The sequence below is a fragment of the Nocardia sp. NPDC004711 genome (genome assembly GCF_053601595.1).
Map to the genome: position 1 here is coordinate 1 of NZ_JBSGCB010000146.1, position 4,709 is coordinate 4,709.

Genomic DNA, 4,709 nt, shown 5'->3' on the forward strand with positions numbered 1-4,709 from the left:
GATCCTTCGGACAAGCCACATCCCGGACCCACCAACCAGGCTAACCCCACACCCACATCCCGGTCTTGACATAAAGGGGAGCCATGAGCGTGCGTTGGAATTAGACGGTTCGCCCGAGCAGTTACCAAGTGGCGATCGAACAGATCGTCCGGCTAGCTCGAGCTTGACGATCTATCAGGACCATCGCAAGACAATCCAGGAAACCGAACGCAGCCGGCTTGCAGACCCGCGACAGCACTGTCAGCCACCGACACGAGCGGCGGCGTACGACGGATACCGTTGTGCCAGCACGGTCTCGAACCCCGTGATCTCGTCCAGGGAATCACTGCGGTGAAACACGGCGCGTTCCCGATACCAGGCCAGCAGCTCCGCGACCGCCACCGATCGATCGTTCAACACACCCAACACCGCGATACCACGCAGGCGCCGCGGATCGGGATGACCGGATCCATCACATCGCGCGGGTTACCGGTACGCGCTATGTCGAACAACTTGTCCAGTGAGTCCCGGTCGGTCAGCCATCTCACATCAGCATGAACGAGTGACTGCCGCCGGCCATACGACGCTCTGCCCGTTGATCTTCCGATGCCCCGCGCTGGCCGGTTCGGTTAGCGCGGTATGCGGCAATAGCGGACGTGTCCAGGAACCGCCCTATGGGAGGTTCTCGGTGGAACCTTTCCAAGGCAACGGGCGGCTGTGTGGCCTTCAGTGGGCGGAAATATCTTCTGGTGCTGCATCTTTCGATTCGGGTAGGTCGCGCGTGATGGCGTCGACGCGGAACAGGCGGCCGTCCGGGGCGAGATCGCCGAACATGTATATCTCGGTGGCGATCGTCCGGCCCGTGCGCATCGTGGCGGTGACGGTGTAGCGGGCTGCGACACGGTCGCCCGAGGCGATGGTGTCCATGATGTCGACCTGGCACTGGGTCACGTTCTTGCGGCTCGGTTTCGCGTGAGCCACCAACCGACTGCGGTCCATCGGGTGCCCGTCGCTGAGCCAGAGAATATCGGGGGTGTGGTATCGATCCACGATGACTTCGGGCTCTTCGGCTCCGAGGGCCATTTCTGCCACATATGCGGTGAGGTATGCCGCGAGGTCGTGTCCGGGGAGAGCGATGGAAGTTGCCATATCCGTTCATCCTTTCAGATAACTCGTACAACACTGTCAAGGCTAGGCTCGTCCGCTAAGGTTGACAAGGATGTCCGAGAAAACTGGTTCACCGCGCCGCCGACGAAGTGACGGCCTCCGTAGCGCGGAATTGGTGCTCGAGGCCGCCATACGGACACTCGGCGAGCGACCCGACGCAAGCCTCGAGCACGTGGCCGCAGTCGCAGGGGTCAGTCGGCAAACGGTCTACGCTCACTTTCCGACGCGCGACGTGCTGATCCAGGCCGCGGTTGCCCGCATCACGACAGAGGTCGTCGCGGCCATCGACGCAGCTCGCCTTGGAGAAGGCCCGGCGGGGGAAGCCCTCCAGCGATTCCTCGACCTCTGCTGGCACATCATGCAGCGCTATCCGATGCTGCTGCACCTGCCCGCCGCTGATCCGGCCGACGATCATGATGCCCACGCACCGATACTGGGGCCACTGGACCAGCTGATCCGCCGTGGTCAGGCCACCGGCGAATTCGATCCCCACTGCGCACCCGAATGGTTGTTGACCGCCATCATGGTGCTCGGCCACGCTGCTGGCTCCGAGGTGTCATCGGGTCGCATGACAGCAGGCGCGGCCATCGCATCGTTCCAGTACAGCGCTCGGAAGCTGATCACGGTGCAAGCAGTCCAACAGCGGTAGAAATGACAAAGAGTCAGGTCCGAGTACTACTCGCGAGCCGCGACCACTCACCTGGTCGCCATCCTGAATTCGGCACTACTGCGCGTTGGTCCGCGAATGCCGCCCTTCCGATCACCGCGTCGTGGACAGACCTGGGGTAACACCCTCGAACCCGAAGCTGAACAGGCGCAACCGGTTACGTCGACTACATCGAGGACACCATCAGCGAGACCCTGGAGAACACCTGTTCGAGTGCTTCTGATGGTGTGCGGAATCTGAGGCGTTCCAATAGGACCGGCAGATGATGCCGCGGCTCGACAACCACTCAGCTCGCGACCGGGTTCTCCGCGTTTTGCTTCGCAGCGCCGGACTCACGGGCCGCGGTCGTGATCGGGCCGCGCAGGCACAGGAAGAACATGGCGAAACCGATGGACAGCAGGATGTGGCCGAGTCCGGCTATGCCCGAGATGGCGGGACTGACATCGTGGTTCAGGACCGTGAGGATGCCGTGCGCGACCATCATGGCCACAGTCACGACCAGTCCGGTGTTGTAGGTCCAGAAGAAGGCGTTGAACCAGCGGCCGGAGGTCAGCGCGAATTGCTTGTCCAACACGATGACGATGAGGAAGAACAGCGTTCCGAGTGCAAGGACGTGGGTGTGGGTGGCGGTGAGTTGTGAGCTTCCGGAAAAGTCGTGGGCCTTGGTGAATTCGCGGTAGAAGAACCCTAGGACTAGCCCCAGGAGTGTGTAGCAGGCGGCGGCGTAGAACGACTTTCTCATCGGCTCTCCATGGTGGAAGTTCGGCGGGTGCGGGAATTCAGGACGGTCGCGCTCACCAAGCCGAGCGCGAGGAAGGCGGCGGCCACGCCCAATGCGGTCCTGGTTGCGTCGCCGAATCCTTCGGACAGCGCGGTGGTCACCTGTGGTCCTGCGGGTCCGAGTTGTCCGGCGTCGCCTTGCGCGCGCAGTGCGGAGATCGCTCCTCCGGCCGAATCTCTGGTTGCGGTGACCAGGTGCTGTGCCGTTGGCGGTGGCAACTGGGGAACCGATTCCAATCGGTCGGTTAGGTTGTGGGCCAATCCGATCGACAGCACCGCGCCGAGAATGGCCGAGCCGAGTGCCGCGCCGAGTTGCCGGACCGTACTCTGCGTCGCCGAACCCTGGCCCGACCGCTCCGGCGGGATGTCGGCCAGCACGGTGCCGGTCAGCTGCGCCGAGGCGAGACCGAGTCCGGCGCCGTACCCGGCCAACAGCACGGCGAGCAGCCAGGGCGAGACCGTCGAGGAGAGGAGCAGCGCAACCACGGCGACGCCCACCGCCTCGAGGGCCAGGCCCAACATCACCGTTCTCGAGGTGCCGAGCAGGGTGGCGATGTGCCGGGCGGCGGCGCCGGATCCGAAGGCGCCCAAGGCCATTGCGGCCAGTACCAGGCCGGCGCCCAGCGTCGACAAGCCGAGCGCGTTCACCAGGAACAGCGGCAGCACGAGCAGCAGGCCGAACTCTCCGATCGCCACGGTCAGCGCAGTCAGATTGCCCCAGCTGAAGGTCGGGATGGAGAACAGGCTCACGTCCAGGATCGCGGACCGGCCCACCCGTGCCCGGTGTCGTTCCCAGACTACGAACAACACCAACGCGACCACGCCGATCAGCCCGATGACCGGAACCACCGAGACCGGAGCGCTTCGCGGCCACTCGATTCCGAGGACGCTGAACGCGGAGTGCGGGCGCCACCAGCCCAGGCTCTGACCTTCGATGAGTGCGAAGACGACCCCGCCGAACCCGATCGCGCTGAGCAGAAGTCCGTCGACGTCGAGCCCGGGTTCGCTGATCGCGGCCTTGGTTTCGCGCACCGCGAGCCAGGTGCCGATCAATACCGCCGCCCCGATCGGGATATTGACGATGAAAATCCATCGCCAGCTGAAGTAGGTGGTCAGGCTGCCGCCGAGGAGCGGTCCCACGGCGGCCATGCCGGAGATGACCGCGCCCCACACCGCGAACGCGATGACCCGATCCTTACCGCGGAAGGTGGCGTTCACGCTCGACAAGGTGGCGGGCAATACGAACGCTCCGCCGACACCCTGCACCACACGCGAAAGGATCAGCGCCGCAACGCTCGACGCAACGGCGGCCATCAGGCTGCCCGCCAGGAACACGAGTACGCCGAGCACGAACATCCGGCGTCGGCCCAGCCGGTCGCCGAGACGGCCCGCAGTCAGCAACAGTGCGGCGAAGACGACCGAATAGGCGCTGTTGACCCACTGGGCATCGGTCAGATTGAGTCCGAGATCGGTGACGATCACTGGTAACGCGACGCCGACGATGGTGCCGTCCACGACGATCAACGAGAGCCCAGCTGCGAGGACACCGAGCCCGATCCACGCGCTTCGGTCGGCCCGCGGCACCGAGTCGGCCACGGTAGTTGGATCGATCTGCATTATTGCGATTCTGCGAGCTCGGACCGACCGCCGGTAGATTCGATCGGTCCCTGCCGGACCAACCTTCGATGGAGTCCAGATCAACCGATCGGCAACCCACAGTTCGACGAAGGCGGCTGGCGACTCGTTCAGGAAATTAGAACGTGTTCCATATTTGGGGTAGCCGTTCCGCGAGCCCTCGGGGATCCCGTCATGTACCAGTGGTCCGGCGAAGACCTGATGTTCCGCGACGCGCTGCGCAGCTTCATCGACAAGGAGATCAAGTCACATGACCGGCGAGTGCCGTTGCAGTACTACTAGCTAGCCGCCGGAAAGACGCGACACTCGGCAATAGCGGACGTTCTGCACCGCAACAGGTTCCGGCCACCGGCGCCTCGCGCTGGCCGGTTCGGTCAGCGCGGTATGCGGCAATAGCGGATACTTGCTGCCTTCAACCGCGTTCACCGCGCTGATCTTGTAGGCGGCTGTCGTGCTCTCTACATCTGGCCAGCCAATGGTC

Annotated in this window: 6 protein-coding genes; 1 reads left to right on the forward strand and 5 read right to left on the reverse strand. The window is 64.0% G+C overall.

Annotation, left to right across the window (positions count from 1 at the left end; all coding sequences use genetic code 11):
* Positions 1-240: 240 nt before the first annotated feature.
* Positions 241-399 (reverse strand): hypothetical protein, encoded by a 159-nt coding sequence (locus ACWEKS_RS48805; RefSeq protein ID WP_452346519.1) that lies wholly within the window; start codon positions 397-399, stop codon positions 241-243.
* 306 nt (positions 400-705) lie between these two features.
* Positions 706-1,128: a nuclear transport factor 2 family protein gene (locus tag ACWEKS_RS48810; RefSeq protein WP_452346520.1), complete on the reverse strand. Its 423-nt coding sequence runs from the start codon at positions 1,126-1,128 to the stop codon at positions 706-708.
* Between the two features lie 70 nt (positions 1,129-1,198).
* Between ACWEKS_RS48810 and ACWEKS_RS48815 the strand changes: the two genes are divergently transcribed.
* Positions 1,199-1,795: a TetR/AcrR family transcriptional regulator gene (locus ACWEKS_RS48815; protein WP_452346521.1), complete on the forward strand. Its 597-nt coding sequence runs from the start codon at positions 1,199-1,201 to the stop codon at positions 1,793-1,795.
* Between the two features lie 304 nt (positions 1,796-2,099).
* Here ACWEKS_RS48815 and ACWEKS_RS48820 read toward each other — a convergent pair whose 3' ends face one another.
* The 3 genes from ACWEKS_RS48820 to ACWEKS_RS48830 all read right to left on the reverse strand — a co-directional run.
* Positions 2,100-2,555, reverse strand: a complete 456-nt coding sequence (locus ACWEKS_RS48820; RefSeq protein ID WP_452346522.1) for a DUF2871 domain-containing protein — start codon at positions 2,553-2,555, stop codon at positions 2,100-2,102.
* Positions 2,552-4,210, reverse strand: a complete 1,659-nt coding sequence (locus tag ACWEKS_RS48825) for an MFS transporter (RefSeq protein ID WP_452346523.1) — start codon at positions 4,208-4,210, stop codon at positions 2,552-2,554. Before ACWEKS_RS48825 ends, ACWEKS_RS48820 begins: the two co-directional genes overlap by 4 nt.
* Positions 4,211-4,510: 300 nt before the next feature.
* Positions 4,511-4,709 (reverse strand): hypothetical protein (locus ACWEKS_RS48830; protein ID WP_452346524.1); only part of this gene is annotated, 199 nt, incomplete at its 5' end.